The organism is Azospirillum sp. TSO35-2 (genome assembly GCF_003116095.1).
Lineage (GTDB): Bacteria > Pseudomonadota > Alphaproteobacteria > Azospirillales > Azospirillaceae > Azospirillum.
In genome coordinates this window covers 982,487-998,783 of the sequence record NZ_LGRA01000021.1, presented here as the reverse complement: position 1 = coordinate 998,783, position 16,297 = coordinate 982,487, and the positions used below count along the sequence as shown (strand labels likewise).

Annotated in this window: 16 protein-coding genes; 1 reads left to right on the top strand and 15 read right to left on the bottom strand. The window is 68.7% G+C overall.

Annotated features, from left to right (window positions below; genetic code table 11):
- Positions 1-116 precede the first annotated feature (116 nt).
- Together TSO352_RS20630 and TSO352_RS20625 are read right to left on the bottom strand one after the other, a co-directional pair.
- The gene (locus TSO352_RS20630) at positions 117-1,175 is read right to left on the bottom strand and encodes a mannonate dehydratase (protein WP_109109125.1); all 1,059 of its coding nucleotides are present in this window, start codon (positions 1,173-1,175) and stop codon (positions 117-119) included.
- A gap of 69 nt (positions 1,176-1,244) precedes the next feature.
- Entirely contained in the window at positions 1,245-2,606 is a 1,362-nt protein-coding gene (locus TSO352_RS20625) for an MFS transporter (protein WP_109109124.1), read from the bottom strand.
- Positions 2,607-2,991: 385 nt separating this feature from the next.
- On the opposite strand from TSO352_RS20625, the gene TSO352_RS20620 reads away from it, so the two are divergent.
- The gene (locus tag TSO352_RS20620; RefSeq protein ID WP_247872278.1) at positions 2,992-4,023 is read left to right on the top strand and encodes a LacI family DNA-binding transcriptional regulator; all 1,032 of its coding nucleotides are present in this window, start codon (positions 2,992-2,994) and stop codon (positions 4,021-4,023) included.
- 51 nt (positions 4,024-4,074) lie between these two features.
- Here TSO352_RS20620 and TSO352_RS20615 read toward each other — a convergent pair whose 3' ends face one another.
- From TSO352_RS20615 to TSO352_RS20555, 13 genes are all read right to left on the bottom strand, one after another.
- Positions 4,075-4,257, bottom strand: coding sequence for a hypothetical protein (locus TSO352_RS20615; protein ID WP_109109122.1), 183 nt, complete (start codon positions 4,255-4,257; stop codon positions 4,075-4,077).
- Between the two features lie 315 nt (positions 4,258-4,572).
- Positions 4,573-5,583 (bottom strand): MBL fold metallo-hydrolase, encoded by a 1,011-nt coding sequence (locus tag TSO352_RS20610; protein WP_109109121.1) that lies wholly within the window; start codon positions 5,581-5,583, stop codon positions 4,573-4,575.
- Between the two features lie 17 nt (positions 5,584-5,600).
- Positions 5,601-6,707 carry a YeeE/YedE family protein gene (locus TSO352_RS20605; protein WP_109109120.1) on the bottom strand — a complete coding sequence of 369 codons (1,107 nt, stop codon included), beginning with the start codon at positions 6,705-6,707 and terminating at the stop codon, positions 5,601-5,603.
- 13 nt (positions 6,708-6,720) lie between these two features.
- On the bottom strand, positions 6,721-7,149 hold the full coding sequence (locus TSO352_RS20600; protein WP_109109119.1) for a DsrE family protein: 429 nt from the start codon (positions 7,147-7,149) through the stop codon (positions 6,721-6,723).
- 37 nt (positions 7,150-7,186) lie between these two features.
- Positions 7,187-8,908: a thiosulfohydrolase SoxB gene (gene soxB, locus TSO352_RS20595; protein WP_109109118.1), complete on the bottom strand. Its 1,722-nt coding sequence runs from the start codon at positions 8,906-8,908 to the stop codon at positions 7,187-7,189.
- A complete protein-coding gene (gene soxX, locus TSO352_RS20590; RefSeq protein ID WP_109109117.1) occupies positions 8,905-9,558 on the bottom strand; it encodes a sulfur oxidation c-type cytochrome SoxX in 654 nt (217 codons plus the stop codon). Before soxX ends, soxB begins: the two co-directional genes overlap by 4 nt.
- Positions 9,559-9,569: 11 nt before the next feature.
- Complete coding sequence (gene soxA / locus TSO352_RS20585; protein ID WP_199231681.1) at positions 9,570-10,361, bottom strand: sulfur oxidation c-type cytochrome SoxA; 792 nt, start codon at positions 10,359-10,361, stop codon at positions 9,570-9,572.
- Positions 10,362-10,426: 65 nt separating this feature from the next.
- Positions 10,427-10,738 (bottom strand): thiosulfate oxidation carrier complex protein SoxZ, encoded by a 312-nt coding sequence (gene soxZ, locus TSO352_RS20580; protein ID WP_109109115.1) that lies wholly within the window; start codon positions 10,736-10,738, stop codon positions 10,427-10,429.
- A gap of 23 nt (positions 10,739-10,761) precedes the next feature.
- Complete coding sequence (gene soxY / locus TSO352_RS20575; protein WP_109109114.1) at positions 10,762-11,220, bottom strand: thiosulfate oxidation carrier protein SoxY; 459 nt, start codon at positions 11,218-11,220, stop codon at positions 10,762-10,764.
- A gap of 24 nt (positions 11,221-11,244) precedes the next feature.
- Positions 11,245-12,303, bottom strand: a complete 1,059-nt coding sequence (locus tag TSO352_RS20570) for a c-type cytochrome (protein WP_109109113.1) — start codon at positions 12,301-12,303, stop codon at positions 11,245-11,247.
- Complete coding sequence (gene soxC, locus TSO352_RS20565) at positions 12,287-13,708, bottom strand: sulfite dehydrogenase (protein ID WP_109109112.1); 1,422 nt, start codon at positions 13,706-13,708, stop codon at positions 12,287-12,289. The genes TSO352_RS20570 and soxC overlap by 17 nt, the downstream gene beginning before the upstream one ends.
- Positions 13,709-13,864: 156 nt before the next feature.
- The gene (locus tag TSO352_RS20560; protein WP_109109111.1) at positions 13,865-14,488 is read right to left on the bottom strand and encodes a response regulator; all 624 of its coding nucleotides are present in this window, start codon (positions 14,486-14,488) and stop codon (positions 13,865-13,867) included.
- The gene (locus TSO352_RS20555) at positions 14,485-16,284 is read right to left on the bottom strand and encodes a PhnD/SsuA/transferrin family substrate-binding protein (RefSeq protein WP_247872277.1); all 1,800 of its coding nucleotides are present in this window, start codon (positions 16,282-16,284) and stop codon (positions 14,485-14,487) included. The genes TSO352_RS20560 and TSO352_RS20555 overlap by 4 nt, the downstream gene beginning before the upstream one ends.
- Positions 16,285-16,297 lie beyond the last annotated feature (13 nt).

Genomic DNA, 16,297 nt, shown 5'->3' with positions numbered 1-16,297 from the left:
GCCGGCCGCCTGCAGATGCCCCGCCATCGGCGTGCCCATGATCCCCAGTCCGATAAAGCCAAGCTTGCTCATGATGTCTCCAATCCTTTGAATTTTTTCGGTTGAGTGCGCCCGGATCAGGCGGCCTGAAGGAGGGCCTGCGTGTATCCCAGGCAGAAGGCGAAGAAGCGTTCGCGATCCGGATCGACGTCGGAGAAGGGGACGTGGTCGGGGCAGAGGACGCCCTGGTATCCAACCTCGCGGTAGGCACGGATGCAGGCCGCCATGTCGACGGAGCCCTCGTCCGGCATCGCCTCGCGGAAGTCCAGGTAGCCGCCCCTGATGTTGCGGAAATGGACCATGAAGATGCGGTTCTGCGGGCCGAAGGTGCGGATGGCCTCGACCACCGTTTCGGTCGGGTTGCGCGACATCTCGGCGATGGTGCCCTGGCAGAAGTTGAAGCCGAGCGACTTGCTCTCCGGCGCCAGATTGATGAAGCGCTTCAGGCCGTCCAGCGAGCCCAGCACATGGTGCACGCCGTTCAGGCCGCCCGGCGGATAGGCGGGGTCGTGCGGGTGGCAGGCAAGCTTGACGCCGGCCCGCTCGGCGGTGGGGAGGAGCGCTTCCACCAGATATTCGATGGCGCGCCAGCCCTCGGCTTCGGAGATGCCGCCGGCCTGCGACGCCATCACCTGGCCGCAGGTTTCGGCGGCACCATCGGCGCGCGAGACCTCGTCGTCCGGCAGCACGGTGCCCCAGTAGGAGAAGCGGGCGTCATTCTCCGCCTTGTATTCGTCGGCCTTGAAGGTCGAGCAGCGCATGCCGCCGCGTCCCTCCACCTCGCCCGTGCGGGTGATGCCGACCATGGCGACCGTGTACTTCACCATGTCCACACCGCCGTCGGCGGCGGCCTGGATGTTGTGGCGGAGTTCCCTGGCCTTGGCAGCGGCCCTTTCCGGCGCGCGCAGGCTGTCGAGCAGGATGGAGCCGACATCGAGGGCCATGCCTTCCAAGCGCAAGCCATAGCCCTCGATCCACCGGCGCTGCGCCGCCACCTTTGTCGCATCCCACAGCCCGTCCTCACCGGTCACCGCGCTGTTGGGGCGGGTGTCGATGACGATGCCCTTGGCGCCGAGCTGTGCGGACAGGCGCAGGCGGTTGTCGGTCGGGTTGATCAGTTGTTCGCCGATGTGCATCGGGAAATCCTCTTGGACTGCGTCTTCAGCGGGGAAGGGTGGGCCGCCGCGAGGCGGCCCCAGGGCCGATTACTTTTTCAGTTCCATGCGCTTGATCTCGCCGACGACGACGAGGTAGCTGACCGCCGCGATCAGCGCGTTGGCGCCGACGAAGACCAGGGCGCCGTTGAACGAGCCCGACGTCTGGATGATGTAGCCGATGATGATCGGCGTGGTGATCGACGAGATGTTGCCGCACATGTTGAAGACGCCGCCCGACAGGCCGGTGATCTCCTTGGGCGCGCAGTCGGACATGACCGCCCAGCCCAGCGCGCCGACGCCCTTGCCGAAGAAGGCCAGCGCCATGAAGCCGACCACCACCCACTGCACGTCGGTGTAGTTGCAGGCGATCATGCTCATCGACAGCAGCATGCCGAGGACGATCGGCGTCTTGCGCGCCGACGTCAGCGAGAAGCCCTTGCGCAGCATGGTGTCCGACACCACGCCGCCGAGGATGCCGCCGGCGAAGCCGCAGATGGCCGGGATCGAGGCGATGAAGCCGGCGCTCAGCACCGACATGCCGCGGGCCTGCACCAGGTAGACCGGGAACCAGGTGATGAAGAAGTAGGTGATCGCATTAATGCAGAACTGGCCGATGAAGATGCCGACCATCATGCGGCTGGCGAACAGCTGGCGGATGTAGTCCCACTTGGCGCCGTCGGCAGCGTTGGCCGTCTTCTTCTCGGCGTTGTCCATATTGACCAGACCGCCGCCCGCGGCGATGTAGTCCACCTCGGCCTGGTTGATCTTCGGGTGGTCCACCGGGCTGTAGACGGTCTTCAGCCAGACGCTGGCGACGATCAGGCCCAGAACTCCCATGAAGCCGAAGGCCCACGGCCAGCCGAAGGAGTGGGTGAGCCAGCCCATCACCGGGGCGAAGATCACCGTGGCGAAGTACTGGGCCGAGTTGAAGATGGCGGACGCCGTGGCCCGCTCATGGCCGGGGAACCAGGCGGCGACCACGCGGCTGTTGCCGGGGAACGAGGGCGCTTCCGCCAAGCCGACGGCGAAGCGAAGCGCGAACAGCACCGCGACCGCCGTGGCGCCGGTCAGGAAGCCGACAAAGCCCTGGAACAGCGTGAACACCGACCAGGTGAAGATGCTTCCCGCATACACCCACTTCGAACCGAAGCGATCGAGCAGCCAGCCGCCCGGCAACTGGCCGATCACATAGGACCAGCCGAAGGCCGAGAAGATGAAGCCCATCTGGGCGGCGTTGATGCCAAGTTCCTTGGAAAGCACCGGGCCGCCGATGGCCAGCACAGCGCGGTCGGCATAGTTGATGGCTGTCACGACGAACAGCATCACAACGATCGTCCAGCGGACGCGCGTTTTTGTTGCCGTTGCCGCAATGGCGGCAGCGGGATCACTCATCACTGTTTGGACACTCATGTGGCGCCTCCATTTCCGATGCCATGCTGCCGCCGGTTATTGGCTGTTTCGCATCTATGGCCAGCAATTATCTGCTGTGAGCGCTCTCTTTCGAACGAGAGAGGGCCTGGTGTGTTCTGTTACCGCTCACAATAGCGCTGCGATTGTTAGCCTCAATGAAAATGTGGCGCAAGAGGCTGCGGCGCTTTGCCACGATTTTTTTCCGTTCGCCCAACAATCAAACGGTTCGGTGGGTTTTTTGCCGCCGGCCGACCCCATCGGCCCAAGCGGACGTCCTTGCGTCTCACCGTCGCAGGCCGTATCTAAAACTCAACGTTTTGGGGTCCGCGCCGTGTCCGACACACCAACTCTCCGCCCTCGCCAGGAGAGGGCCAAGAAGGGAGCCATGCCGGCAAAGGCTGCCGGGGGCCGCACCGCGCGACCGTCCAGCGGACGGGCGACGCTGGAGACGGTGGCGACGCTGGCCGGCGTTTCGAGGATGACGGTCTCCCGCGTGATCAATCACCCGGAAACGGTGACCTCAGAACTCAAGGAGGTCGTCCAAAAGGCGATTCTGGAAACCGGCTATGTCCCCAACCTGCTGGCTGGCGGGCTGGCGTCGAGCCGGACCAAAGTGGTCGCGGCGGTCGTGCCGACGCTCACGCACGTGCTGTTTTCCGGGGCGATCCAGGCCTTTACCGACCGGCTGGCCCTGGACGGCTACCAGATGCTGCTGGGGCTGTCCGGCTACCCGACCGAGCGCGAGGGCAACCTGCTCCAGGCCATTCTCAGCCGGCGGCCGGACGCCCTCTATCTCACCGGCACCAGCCATCTGGCGCAGACGCGCCGGCAACTGCGGGCCGCCAAGATCCCGATTGTCGAAACCTGGGACCTGTCGCACAAGGCGGTGGACATGGCCGTCGGCTTCTCGCACAAGGCGGTTGGCCAAGGGGTCGCCAACTATCTGTATGGCAAGGGATACCGGCAGTTTGCCACGATCGGCGCCGACGATGAGCGTGCGACGCTGCGCAGCAGGGAGTTCGTCGCGACCTTGGCCGGCCATGGGATCAGCGACGTCGCCTGCATTTCCACGCCGGCTCCCAGCACCATGGCCATGGGACGGGAAGCCCTGGGTGAACTGCTCGCCAACGGGTTTCGGCGGGGCGCCATCCAGTGCAGTTCCGATGCGATGGCGCACGGCGTGGTGCTCGAGGCGCAGGCCCGCGGGCTGGCGGTACCGGGGGACATCGCGGTGATCGGCTTCGGCGACCTGGATTTCGCCGCTTACATGTCGCCGCCGTTGAGCACCGTGCGCATTGATCGCTTCGCCATCGGCCGTTTGGCCGCCGAAGCCCTGCTGACCCGCTTGGCCGGCCATCCGGTCGCCCGGAAGGTGGTCGACGTCGGCTTTGACATCGTTGAACGCGCGACCACCTGATCCGGCGCATCGCTCATGGCGACGGTGCGCCTCGACGCCTGTCAGACCGGATCAGTTGAAGACCAGCGGATCGCGGTTGGCCGCATCGGTGATGGCCTGGAAGTCGATGGACGCCGTCGGGACCGCTGCGCGCTCGGCGGAGGACGAGGCACCGGCGGCGGCGGCGGCAACCAGGGCGGCCAGCGCGACGATGGCGGCTGCCGCACCACGGGTGACGGAATGCTTGGTCTGCATAATACGGCCTTCTCGAAATCTTGTGGTTGGGCGGTGTCATTCGACCGCCGCATGTCGTGCTGTAAACATCGCACCGGAAACGCCCATCGACCCCCGCCGTTTCGGCATGCCTTGTCTTGGAATGTTGCAGTGCAGCTAACGCTGTTGTTTGTTATCTTATGACGGTGGCAGCGCGCGTTTCGCAGCGCTGTTATGGCAATACGACGTCCGCTTCGACGACCGGCGTCGGCAGCGGCCATGCCGGCCACGAGATCAATCCGTCACCGACCGAGGCACACCGTCGACACGGGTCGGGCATCGCTGCGTCCCGGGCGGTCAGAAGTCGGCCTGTTCCGCCTCCAGATAGGCGAGGCTGATGTATTTGCCGATGTTGCTGTCCCAGCCCTTGGTTTCCGCAGCGCGGGAGGCGACGCGCGGGTCGGCTAGCACGGCGGCCCTGGCCTGCTCGATCGGCTGCCCGGCCTTCACCGCGGCGGCGCAAGGCTCGAAGATGCCTTCGAACAGGGCGCGCTGCCACGCCGGCACGCCGGGGCCGGGCGCGCCGTGGGCCGGCAGCCAGATGCGCGTGTCGCTGTCGGCCCGCAGCCGGTCCATGGTGTCGAAGGTGCCGAGGTAGGAGCCGTCGTCCATGTTGGCGATGCGGCGGTCCATCATCACGTCGCCGACGCACATGATGCCGTCCTCCACCACCGCGACCGACAGGTCGGACGGTGTGTGGGCGGTGCCGTAATGGTGCAGGCGCAAGCGGACGTCGCCCAGCGACAGCTCGTCGCCATGGGCGGCGTCGCGGTTGGGGGCGACAACCCGGGTCCCGGCGGAGGCCTGCGCCGTCCATTTGACCATGGAGCTTTGCCAGAAGCTGCCCTGCACGCCCAGGATCGCCTCGCGCGTGTGGGGCAGGGCGTAGCGCGGCAGATCCTCGCCGAACGCCTCGGCGAAGGCATGGTTTCCCAGCCAATGGTCGCCGTGATAGTGCGTGTTAATGATGCCGACGACCGGCTTCGGCGTCAGCGTCCGCAGCATCCGGATCGCCATCTCGCCGATCTGGAGCGAGGCGCCGGAATCGACCACGATCACGCCGTCGCGGCCGACGACGAAGGTGATGTTCGCCATCATCCCCTGGTTCTGCGGCGTCGGAAAGCCGTCGGGCGCCTGGATGATCCAGACATGCGGGCCGACCTGAACCAGCGGCCGGTCGGGCACCGGCGGCCCCTTGACGAAGGAACCCACATCGGTGGCGAGGGCGCGGACCGCATCGAGCCCCGGCAGGGCGGCCAGGACGGCCGCTCCGGCGGTCAGCAGGTGGCGACGGGGCAGGCGAAGCATGCGGATCTCCCTGGGGGTCATTGCGCCGCGACCGGCGGAACGGTGACGATGCCGGCGGCGCGCGTGCGCGTGGGCCGGTCGATCGCGAGGTCGGTCAACACGGCGCCGATCCACATCGACCACAGCACCAGCCACGCCGTCGCCGTGAAGATGGCGGCGCCGGACACGCCGGCCCCGACCGCGCAGCCGCCGGCCAGCACGCTGCCGAAGCCCATCAGGCAGCCGCCGACGATGTAGCGCCGCATGGTGGAGCCGTCGTTGAAGCCCTCCAGCTTCAGGTCGCGCCCGAACAGCCCGGCCAGGAAGGCGCCCAGCGCCACGCCGGGGATCAGCCCGGTGTCGAAGCTCCAGCGGGTGCCCGGCGGCGACAGCACCAGCATCAGGAAATCGGCCGACGGCGCGGTGAAGCTCAGGGAATGGACGGTCACCGGATCGAAGGCGGCGGCGGCGCTGCGCCAGGTGAACCACCAGGCGGCGGCGACCGTCGCTCCGACGCCCAGCGCGCCCAGCCAGGACCAGCCCGACAGGCGGTTGCGCCGCGCGATCACCACCCCGGCGGCGAACCAGCCGAGCGCGAACAGCAGCGCCCCGCCATGCCCGACGCCGGCCAGCGCCAGCAGGTCGCGCTGCGGACCGCTGATGACCCACCAGCCGTTGATCGTCTCGCGCAGCGGCGACAGGACGCCGCGCATCGCCGCCTGGGCGATCACCGCGAACACCAGCCCGGACAGCAGCGCCCGCAGGTTGCCGGTCGCCGACAGCACCAGCATGCGGCTGGCGCAGGCCCGGGTCAGCGTCATGCCGCAGCCGAACATCAGCCCGCCGATCACCGCCCCCGACAGGCTGCCGGGGTTGTTGAGCTGGCGGACGCTGCCGGTGTCGAACAGGCCGAGCAGGATCAGCCCCTGCGTCGCGATCAGCGCGGTGGAGAAGGCGAGCAGCCACACCGCCAGCCGCCCGCCCAGCCGGCCATGCGCCACCTCCAGCGTCGAGGCGCGCAGGCAGAAGCGGGAACGCTGGGCCACGACCCCGAACAGCGTGCCGATCAAAAGCCCGCCCAGCGCCAGGAAGCGGTCCTCGCCCAGGCTCTCCATCAGGGCGTCGAAGGTGACGGTCAGGCCCATGGCTGCGGCCCTTTCAGGGCTTGATGTAGGCGTAGTGGTCGCGTGCCTGCAATTCGGTGATGCGGACGACGCCCGACGGCGTGAACTCCGCCTCCATCACGAACTGGTCCTTGGACAGGTTGCGCCGCTTCATGGTGATCTCGCACACCTCGAAATGGACGCCGCGGCCTTTCAGGTCGGAGATCAGCGGACCATAGTCGATGTTGTTCTTCTTGTCCCTGGCGCCCTCCATCAGCAGATCGACGCCTTCGGCGTGGGTTACCACGTGGATTTCGGTCTTGGGCGCCACATCCAGATGGTTGCGGATGTTGCGCAGCGCCTTGGTGCCCTGCTCGGCGGCGTTGTCGATGTGGTAGACGACCTTGTCCTGCGCCAGCGCCGGCGCGGCGCCGGCCAGGGCGAACAGCATCAGCAGGGGTGCCAGGAGACGACGAGCGCTCATGATCTGAGCCTTTCCGGTTCGGTGCTGGCCCACGCCGTCAGGCGGCGAGGCCGGGGTTGCCGTCGACGCCCTTCAGGGTCGGCAGGTTCAGCTGTGGCGGCGCCACGGTCTTCTTCGCGCGCAGATGGCGGGCGACGAGGTCCCAGACCGGCTCGCCGCCGGCCGCCTTCGCCTCTTCCGCCACCGGGGCCCAGCCGGCGACCTTGTAGGTCTTCGACGCCTCCAGCGGCTGGCCGTTCAGCGTCATGTCCTGGATGCGCCGGCCGGCCGGGGCGGCGGGATCGCAGGCGTAGGACAGGCCGCCGACGCGCACCATGTCGCCACCTTGCTGGTAATAGGGGTCGGGATTGAACAGGTTGTCGCAGACGTCCTCCAGCACCGTCTTGATCTGCTCGCCGCTCATGCGGTTCAGCGTCACGTAGGGGTAGGTGATGGCGGTCTGGTCCAGCAGGTTTTCCATGGTGATGGGCTGGCCGGGCAACAGCGTGGTGCCCCAGCGGAAACCGGGGGAGAAGGCGATCTCCGCGTCCTTTTCCGCCATCAGCGCGTCGAGGATCACCTGGTCGAAGCTGCCGTTGAAGTTGCCGCGCCGGTACAGCGTGCCCTCGGTCACCGCCAGCGTCTCGCCCAGCGCCGCCTCGTAGGGCGCGCGGACGCGGGTGATCAGCGCGTCCATCTCCGGATCGGCGGGCAGCAGGTTGGCGAAGACCGGCATCAGCCGGTAGCGGAAGTCGGACACCCGCCCGCCCGCCACGTCGAGGTCGAGCACGCCGAGGAACTTGCCGTTCGACCCGGCGTTGGTGACCAGCGTCTTGCCGCCGGGGTTGGCGACGATGCTGGGCGCCGGCATGCCGTCGTGGGTGTGGCCGCCGAGGATCGCGTCGATGCCGCGGACGCGGGACGCCATCTTCAGATCGACGTCCATGCCGTTGTGCGACAGCACGACGACCACCGCGGCGCCGGCGGCGCGGGCGTCGTCGACCGTCTTCTGCATCTCGTCCTCGCGGATGCCGAAGGTCCAGTCGGCCACCATGTAGCGCGGGTTGGCGATCGGCGTGTAGGGGAAGGCCTGGCCGACCACCGCCACCCGGACGCCGTTCACCGTCCGCATCGTGTAGGGCTTGAACACGTCGTCGCCGAAATCGGCGGTCTTGATGTTCTGGGCGACGATCTCGATGCGGCCGGCGAAGTCCTTTTCCGCCACCTCGCGCACGCGGTCCTGGCCGTAGGTGCATTCCCAGTGCAGCGTCATGATGTCGACGCCCAGCAGCTTGGCCGCCTCGACCATGTCCTGGCCCTGGGTCCACAGCGCGGTGCCCGAGCCCTGCCAGGTGTCGCCGCCGTCGAGCAGCAGGGCGCCCGGCCGGTTGGCCCGCACCCGCTTGACCAGCGTCGCCAGATGGGCGAAGCCGCCGACCTTGCCGTAGAGCGCGGCCAGCCGTTCGAAATCGAGGAAGGTGAAGGCGTGCGCGTCGCGGCTGCCGGGGGCGAGGCTGAAATGCTCCAGCAGCCGGCTGCCGACCAGATGCGGCGCCCGCCCGGCCATGCCGCCGATGCCGAGATTGACGCTCGGCTCGCGGAAATGGATCGGCTTCAGCTGGGCGTGGCAGTCGGTGATGTGCAGCAGCGAGACGTTGCCGAAGGCCGGCGCGTCATAGACGGCGTCGGCCGCCGCTTCGGCGCGGGCCAGTCCGGCGGGCAGCAGCAGGCCGGCGGCGTTGGCGGCGGCCAGGACGGTGAGGAACTCGCGGCGGTTCATTGTGCAGGCCCCGGCTTTGCGTTGACGGGCGACGCCGGGTCGAACAGCAGCGCCATCAGGTGTTTGATCTGCGCCTCCCCCAGGATGCCCATATGGCCGGCGCGCGGCATGTTGGAACAGGCGTTGAGGGACTTGGCGTTGTAAATTTTGGCCCAGGCCGCCTTCAGCGTCTCCTCGCTTTGGCCGCGCAGCGCGCCGTACTGGGTCAGGCTGGGGCCGATGGTGCCGTAGGAGATCTCGGTCGGGCTGATCTGGTGGCAGTTGTAGCAGTTGCCGCCGTTGGGGGTGTCGGGCTTGTCGGTCCAGGTGTTGCCGCGGCCGCTCTGGGCGATCGCCTCGCCCTGCTTCCAGTCGCCCAGCCATTTGCCGTCGGACGGCCATTTGACCGTCGCCATGTTGGCGGCCTCGATCTGCCGGCGGCGGTCGGCGGCGGCCGGGTTGGCGGCGGCCTCGGGATCGGAGCAGAAGGCCTGCGTCTCGTCCTGGGTCAGGCGGTCGGTCTTGGCGATGCCCTTGTCCTTGAAGCTGGTGGCCAGCATGCGGGCAAAGGCGGCATCCTCGGCACCCGCCCCCCAGGATGGCGCGGCCTTCGTCTCGGAAAGGGCGGGGCCGGCCAGCAACAGGACGGCGAGGAACGCGAAGTGTTTCATGGCGGCCTCCGTCAGCGCTTGATTCCGGGTGTCTTCATCGTCGCCCCGCTGGCGTTGGCCGCCATGAACATCGACAGCGCGATGGTCGCGTCGGAGGTGTAGACCGGCTCGGGGAAGCGCTGCTGGCGGAAGCAGTCGTTCAGCCGCCACTGCATCGACCACATCTGGCCGGCGCTGACGCGGTAGGCCGGCCAGCTGCTCCAGCCGGCCGCGGCGCCCTTGGGGCCCGGGATGTAGGGCAGATCCTGAAGGCGGATGCGCGTGCCCTCCTGGCCGTGGCAGGTGGCGCAGGAAAAGTCGTAGGGGCCGCCCTGGTAGTAGAACATCCGCTTGCCCAGCTCGTACATCGCCTGTTCCTTGGGATGCTTGGGCGTGACGGCGATCGGATCGTCCTTGGACTGGCCGGAGATGTAGGCGGCGAGCGCGTTCATCTCCTCCTTCGGCGGGGCGGTGAAGGCGGCCTCGACATAGGGCTTCGGGTCCTTGCCCTGCAGCGTCTCCATGCAGGTCAGCAGCCGCGATTCCAGGTCCTGGACGCGGTCGGTGTCCTTGAAATGGCGCGGCAGCCGGGCGTAGGCGCCCTTGACCACGCCGGGCCCGAGGCCGAGGTCGCATTGCTCCAGCGAGGCCTTCTTCGGGCCGGCCGGGGTCTTCCACAGCTCCTCGCCTGTGGCCTCGTACAGTTCGGCGGGGTTGCCGTCCTGCAAGGCTTCACGGTAGGCCTCGATGCCCTCCTGCGCCGCATCCTTCTGGGCGTAGGCCGCCGTGGCGGCCGCCGCCGACACCGCAAGGAATGCCGCCATCCCAACGCTTACCCGGTCCATCTCTCCCCCCTCCCGTCTTTTTCTATCCGCCCGGCGACGCCGCGTCAGGTGACGGCGGCCTCGTCGGTGCGGGTGTCGCCCTTGTTGTCGACCCAGGTGACGGAGACCTTGTCGCCGGCCTTGCCGCCCTTGACCTTGAAGGCGAGGTAGGGGTTCTTGGAAATCGACGGCCCCCATTGCGCCTGCATCACCGTCTTGCCGTCGAGCTTGGCGGTGATCTCGTTGATGAACCAGGCGGGGATGACCGTGCCGTTGGCGTCCTTGCGTTGGCCGGTCTCCATCTCGTGGCTCATCAGGATCTTGATCTCGGTGACGCCGTCCTTGGCGGAGGCGCGGATCTTCATCGGGTTGCCCATGGTCGTGCTCCTGTCTCGTCCGTTCAGCCGCCGCAGCCGCCGAGCGTCACCTTGATTTCCTTGGAGGCGGCGTAGAATTTGCCGTCCGCCTTGACCAGCACCATGACGTTGGAGGTCTGGCCCATCTTGATGCGGGCGGTCACCTCGGGGATGGTGTCGGGGCCCAGGTCGAAGGCGGCGGCCAGCATGTTCGGGTTCTTTTCGACCAGGATGGCGATGCGCTCGGTGTTGGGCAGCTTGCTGACCGCCTGGACCGGAACCACCGCCCCGTTCTCCGCGATGTCGGAGGCGACGACCTGCACGTCGCCGCTGTTCGCCGGCGCCCCGGCACCCAGCGCCTTCAGCGCCTCGTCCATCGTCTTGGCGTCGAAGGCGGTCTTGTCCCAGTTGGCGAAGGCCGCCTGCGGCACGACGAACCCGGCCGCCGCCAGCACCCCCAGGAACGTCAGCACCTGACGCCGTTCCATCACTGCCTGTGTCATGAAAGCTGCTCCTCCTCGGTCTCGTTACTTCTGCGGCGCGCCGGACAGGATCCAGGCGACCAGGGTCTTGGCGTCGTCGACGCTCAGTTCGGTTTGCGGCGGCATCGGCACGGCGCCCCAGACGCCGTCGCCGCCGGCCTTCACCTTGGACACCAGCGCCTCGGCGCTGTCCTTGCCGCGGTAGCGGGCGGCGATCTCGCTGTAGCTCGGGCCGACGACGCGGGTGTCGACCGCGTGGCAGGACAGGCAGCCCGACTGCTCGGCCAGCGCCAGGGCGGGGGAGGGCGCATCCGCCGCTGCGGCGTCCGGGCCGGTGCGCTGGCCGCGGACCGGGCCGATGATGCGGTTCTGCGCGGCGATGTTGCCGTGGGCGCCGCGGGCGTGGTCGGGCAACTGCGAAGCCAGCTCGGCCTTCGGCTTGCAGTCGGTCATGCAGGCGGCGTTGCCGGTGTCCGGCTTGGCGACGCTGCCGGGGAAGTCGGGGCCAGCGGGATTGGAGTTGGGCCACAGGGCGTGGGCGGAGGTCATGCCGTTGCGGTTCGGCATCCGCCCCTGCACGTCGCGGATCGTCGCGTCGGTCAGGGTGTAGTCGTCCGGCACGATCTCCGCGAGGTTCAGCAGATAGGCCAGCACGGCGTAGACGTCGTCGTCGCTCAGCGACTTCGGCGCGTTCCACGGCATCGCGCGGCGGATGTAGTCGTAGAGGGTGGAGACGGTGGCGACCTTCATGAAGGTCGTCCGCGCCGGAAAGTCGGTGCGCTTCAGGGCGGCGACATGGCCGGTCTTGATGTCGTCGGCCGTCGTGCCGCCGACCAGCGGGTTGAAGACGCTGTTGCTCTCACCGAAGGTGCCGTGGCAACTGGCGCACTTCTCCTCCCAGATCTCCATGCCGCGCGACACGGTGCCGGAGCCCTTGGGCAGCCCGGCGAAGTCGGGACCGACGTCGATGTCCCAGGCCTTGATCTCGGCCGGGGTGGCCGGGCGGCCGACGTTGGCGAAGCCATCGGCCAGCACCGGCGCCGTCCAGCCGAGGATGGCACCGATGGCCGAGGCGAGCAGCGCCGCTTTACAGGATCTGGACATTGTTCACGTCCCCGCTTTCGGCGACCTGCCAGGTCTGGATCGCGTTGTTGTGGTAGATCGACCGGGTGCCGCGCACCGCGCGCAACTGGCCGTAGGCGGGCTGGACGAAGCCGGTCTCGTCGGTGGCGCGCGATTGTAGCAGCGCCGGCCGGCCGTCCCAGTTCCAGGGCAGGGTGAAGCGGGTCAGGCATTTGGACAGGACCGGCGTCTGCAGGGTCGCCTGCGTCCAGTTGATGCCGCCGTCGACCGAGACGTCCACCCGCTTGACCGCACCCCGCCCCGACCAAGCGAGCCCGCTGATGGTGAAGTAGCCCTTGTCCAGCAGCGTCTGGCCGCCCGACGGGCTGGTGATGACCGACTTGCATTCCTGGATGGAGGTGTATTGCCGGTGCTGGCCGTCGGGCATCAGGTCGATGTAGTGGACCGCCTCGTCCTTGGTGGCGTAGGGCCGGTCGCCGACCTCGATCCGGCGCAACCACTTCACCCACGAGACGCCCTGCACCCCCGGCACCACCAGCCGCAGCGGATAGCCGTTTTCCGGCCGCAGCATCTCGCCGTTCTGGCCGTAGGCGACCATCACCTCGCCGGAGAGCACCAGTTCGATCGGGATCGTACGGGTCATCGACGAGCCGTCGCCGCCTTCCGCCAGGACGAACTTGGCGGCCTTCAGGTCGGCGCCGCAATCCTCCAGCAGGGTGCGCAGCGGCACGCCGGTGAACTCGCTGCACGACAGCATGCCGTGGGTGTACTGCACGGTGGGGACCGCGACGTTGCCCCATTCCATGCCGGTGTTGGCGCCGCATTCGATGAAATGCATCCGCGACACCGGCGGCAGGCGCATGATGTCGTCCATCGTGTAGACCTTGGGCGTCTTCACGAACTCCGGCCGGGCGCCGTTGACCATCAGGCGGTGCCGGGTCGGGTCGATGTCCTGCCAGCCCTGATGGTGCCGCTCGAAATGCAGGCCGGAGGGCGTGATGATGCCGAACAGCCCCTGCAGGGGCGCGAAGGACACGCTGGCGGCGGGCACCTGGGTCAGGCCGGGGCTCTGCCGGCGCACCAGCCCGCGCTCGTGCTTCGACGGCAGGCCGTAGGGGTTGGCCGCCACCGGCAGCCCCAGGCTGCTGCCCCAGGGGGTGGGGTTCAGGATGTCGGGGTCGCCGCCGGCGCCGGCCGGACTGGCAGCGGCGGCACGGCCGCTCAGCGTCGCCGCGGCGGTCGCGCCGGCCGCCGCGAGGAAGCTGGCGCGCAGGAAATCGCGCCGTCCCTGGCCGACCTGCCGGATGTCGTCGGCGGTCAGGAAGTTTTCAGGCGCCCGCCGCAACCGGCCGGACAGTGTATCCGCGCCGGGGACAAGCGGATCGGTTCGGGGAGTCGCCTCTCCGGTTGGCCGCAACTTGGTCATGTCCGTCCCATTTCCTTCCGGTTCGCTGCCGGTATCTTTGTCACGCTGATGATACGTGCAGCGAACAAGTGCCGCCACCGGGTGGATTCCGGTGGCGACCAAGGGAAAACCCTTGCTTTCAGACGGGGGACGCGACCAAGTCCTTGGACGGCCTTGTTAAACCCGGTCGCCGGGGGTCAGCGCCAGCCGCGCCAGCTCGGCGACGGAGCGGGCGCCCATCTTCTCCATCACCATCTGGCGATGGCCCTCGACGGTCTTGACCGAGATGGCCAGCGCCGTCGCGATCTCCTTGTTCTGCCGGCCGTCGAGCACCAGGGCCAGCACCTCGCGCTCGCGCCGGCTCAGTTGGGCCAGCCGGGCCTCCACCGCCTCGCGCCCGGCGCTGCGCACCAGGACGTCGCGGCTCTTGCGGATGGCGACGTTGACCGCGTCGAGCAGCGCCTGATCCTTCCACGGCTTTTCGATGAAGTCCTCGGCCCCGCCCTTCAGCGCGGCGACGGCCAGCGGCACGTCGCCATGGCCGGTGACCATGATGACCGGGCGCTTGCAGCCACGCTCCTTCAGGTGGCGCAGCAGCTCGATCCCGCTCATCCCGGGCATGCGGACGTCGAGCAGGACGCAGCCGGGCCGCAGCGGCGGGCGCAGGTGCGACGAGGCCAGGAAAGCTTCGGCCGACGCGAAGGTCTCGCAGGCAATGCCGACGGAGGCCAGCAGGTAACCGACCGAGTTCCGCATCGCCTCGTCGTCGTCCACCACCAGCACCAGGGGAGTGTCGGTCATGCGCGGGTCTCCTGAACGGGCGAAGTCGAGAGGGCGGTTCCGGCTGCCGCTCCGGGGTCGGGAGGCAGGGTGAAGCGGACGGCCAGCCCTTGCGGGACGCCCGGCACCGCCCAGATGCGGCCGCCGTGCCGCTCGACGATGGTGCGGCAGATCGACAGGCCCAGGCCCAACCCGCCCGGCTTGGTGGTGAAGAAGGGCTCGAACATCCGCGACCTCGCCTCCTCGGGTGCGCCCGGACCGGAATCGCGCACCTCGATCATCACCATGCCGCCGGACAGCGCGGTCCGCACGACGATGTCGCCGCCGCCGCCACCATTATTGCCGCTCCGCGTGGCCTCCACCGCGTTCTGCAACAGGTTCAGCAGCACCTGCTGAAGCTCCACCTTGTCGGCCCTGACCTCGGGCAGCCCGTCGGCCGGATCCGACGTGATGGACAGTCCGGGATCGGGCGGGGCGCCGAACAGCGACAGGGTTTCCTCCAGCACGGCGTTGACCGACAGGGTGGAGCGCTGGGCGTCGCGGCGGCTGACGAAGCCGCGGGTGCGCTGGATGATCGCGGCGGCCCGTTCGGCCTGCTCCGCCACCGAGCGTGCGCCGGCGCGCAGCATGCCGAGATCGGGCGCCGGCCCGTCCAGAATGCGGGTCATGCCGCCGGCGAAATTGCCGATCGCCGCCAGCGGCTGGTTCAGCTCGTGGGCGATGTTGCTGGCCATCTCGCCGACGATGCCGAGGCGGGAGAGCTGGTCGCGCTCCTCGCGCAGGCGGACCGCGGTGGCTTCGGCGCGTTCGCGCTCGACGATCTCGCGTTCCAGTTCGGCCGTGCGGCGGCGGACGAGGACCTCGACGCGGGCGGCGTGGACGATCCACCACAGCACCGCCGCCGCCGCAACCGCCAGCCAGTGCCAGTTCTCGCGCAGAACCTCGTCCAGCGTCGGCGGGGTGCGCGGGTAGGGGCCGATGTGCAGCCTGCGGAACAGCTCATGCACCGACGTGTAGTCGAGCGAGGCGGTCCAGGTCCGCCCGTCTGCCGCCGGCATGGTCAGCAGCGCCGCCGCGACGAGCCGGGCCAGATCGCGCGGGGTGTGCGCCAGCCGGGCGAAGGGCCAGTCGGGATAAAGCCGCGACGACACCCGGCAGGGCAGGTCGCTGGACGGCCGTTCGCCGACCACCACGAACTCGCCCGGCGCGACGCGGCCCTGCGCCGCCATTTCCTCCAGCAGGCAGGCGCGCAGCACGCCGGCGTCGGCGCTGCCGCCGCGCACCGCCTCCACCACCCCTTCCATCGGGAAGCCGACCGCAGTCAGTTCCGCCAGATCCTCGAAGGGGCGGACGCCGGCCTCCTCCATCTCGCGCCACGCGATCTGGAAGCCGCCGAACGCGTCGGTCGACACCACCGCCAGCCGCTTGCCCTTGAGGTCGGCCAGACCGCGGATCGCCGTCCGGTCGGACCGACGGATCACGGTGGATCCGACCGCGGCGAAGCGGGCGTCCGGCGATCCGGACTCCAGCGTGGCGATGCGCGTCACCGCGAAACGCGCCTCCAGCGTGACGTAGCTGCCGGGGTTGGTGATGACGAAATCGACGCGGCGGTCGGCGACGGCCAGCACCATGCCCGGCAGGTCGAGCGGCAGCATGACGAAGCGGTGGTCGGGGATCGCGCGCTCCAGATGCGCCAGCGTCGGTTCCCAGTCGCGGGCCGCCCGCTCCGACCCGCGGTAGGCGAGCACACCGATGCGCACCGCGTCCGGCTCCGCCCTCGCGGCTGCCGCCCACGCCAGCACGACACATGAAACCATCAGCCACATCCGC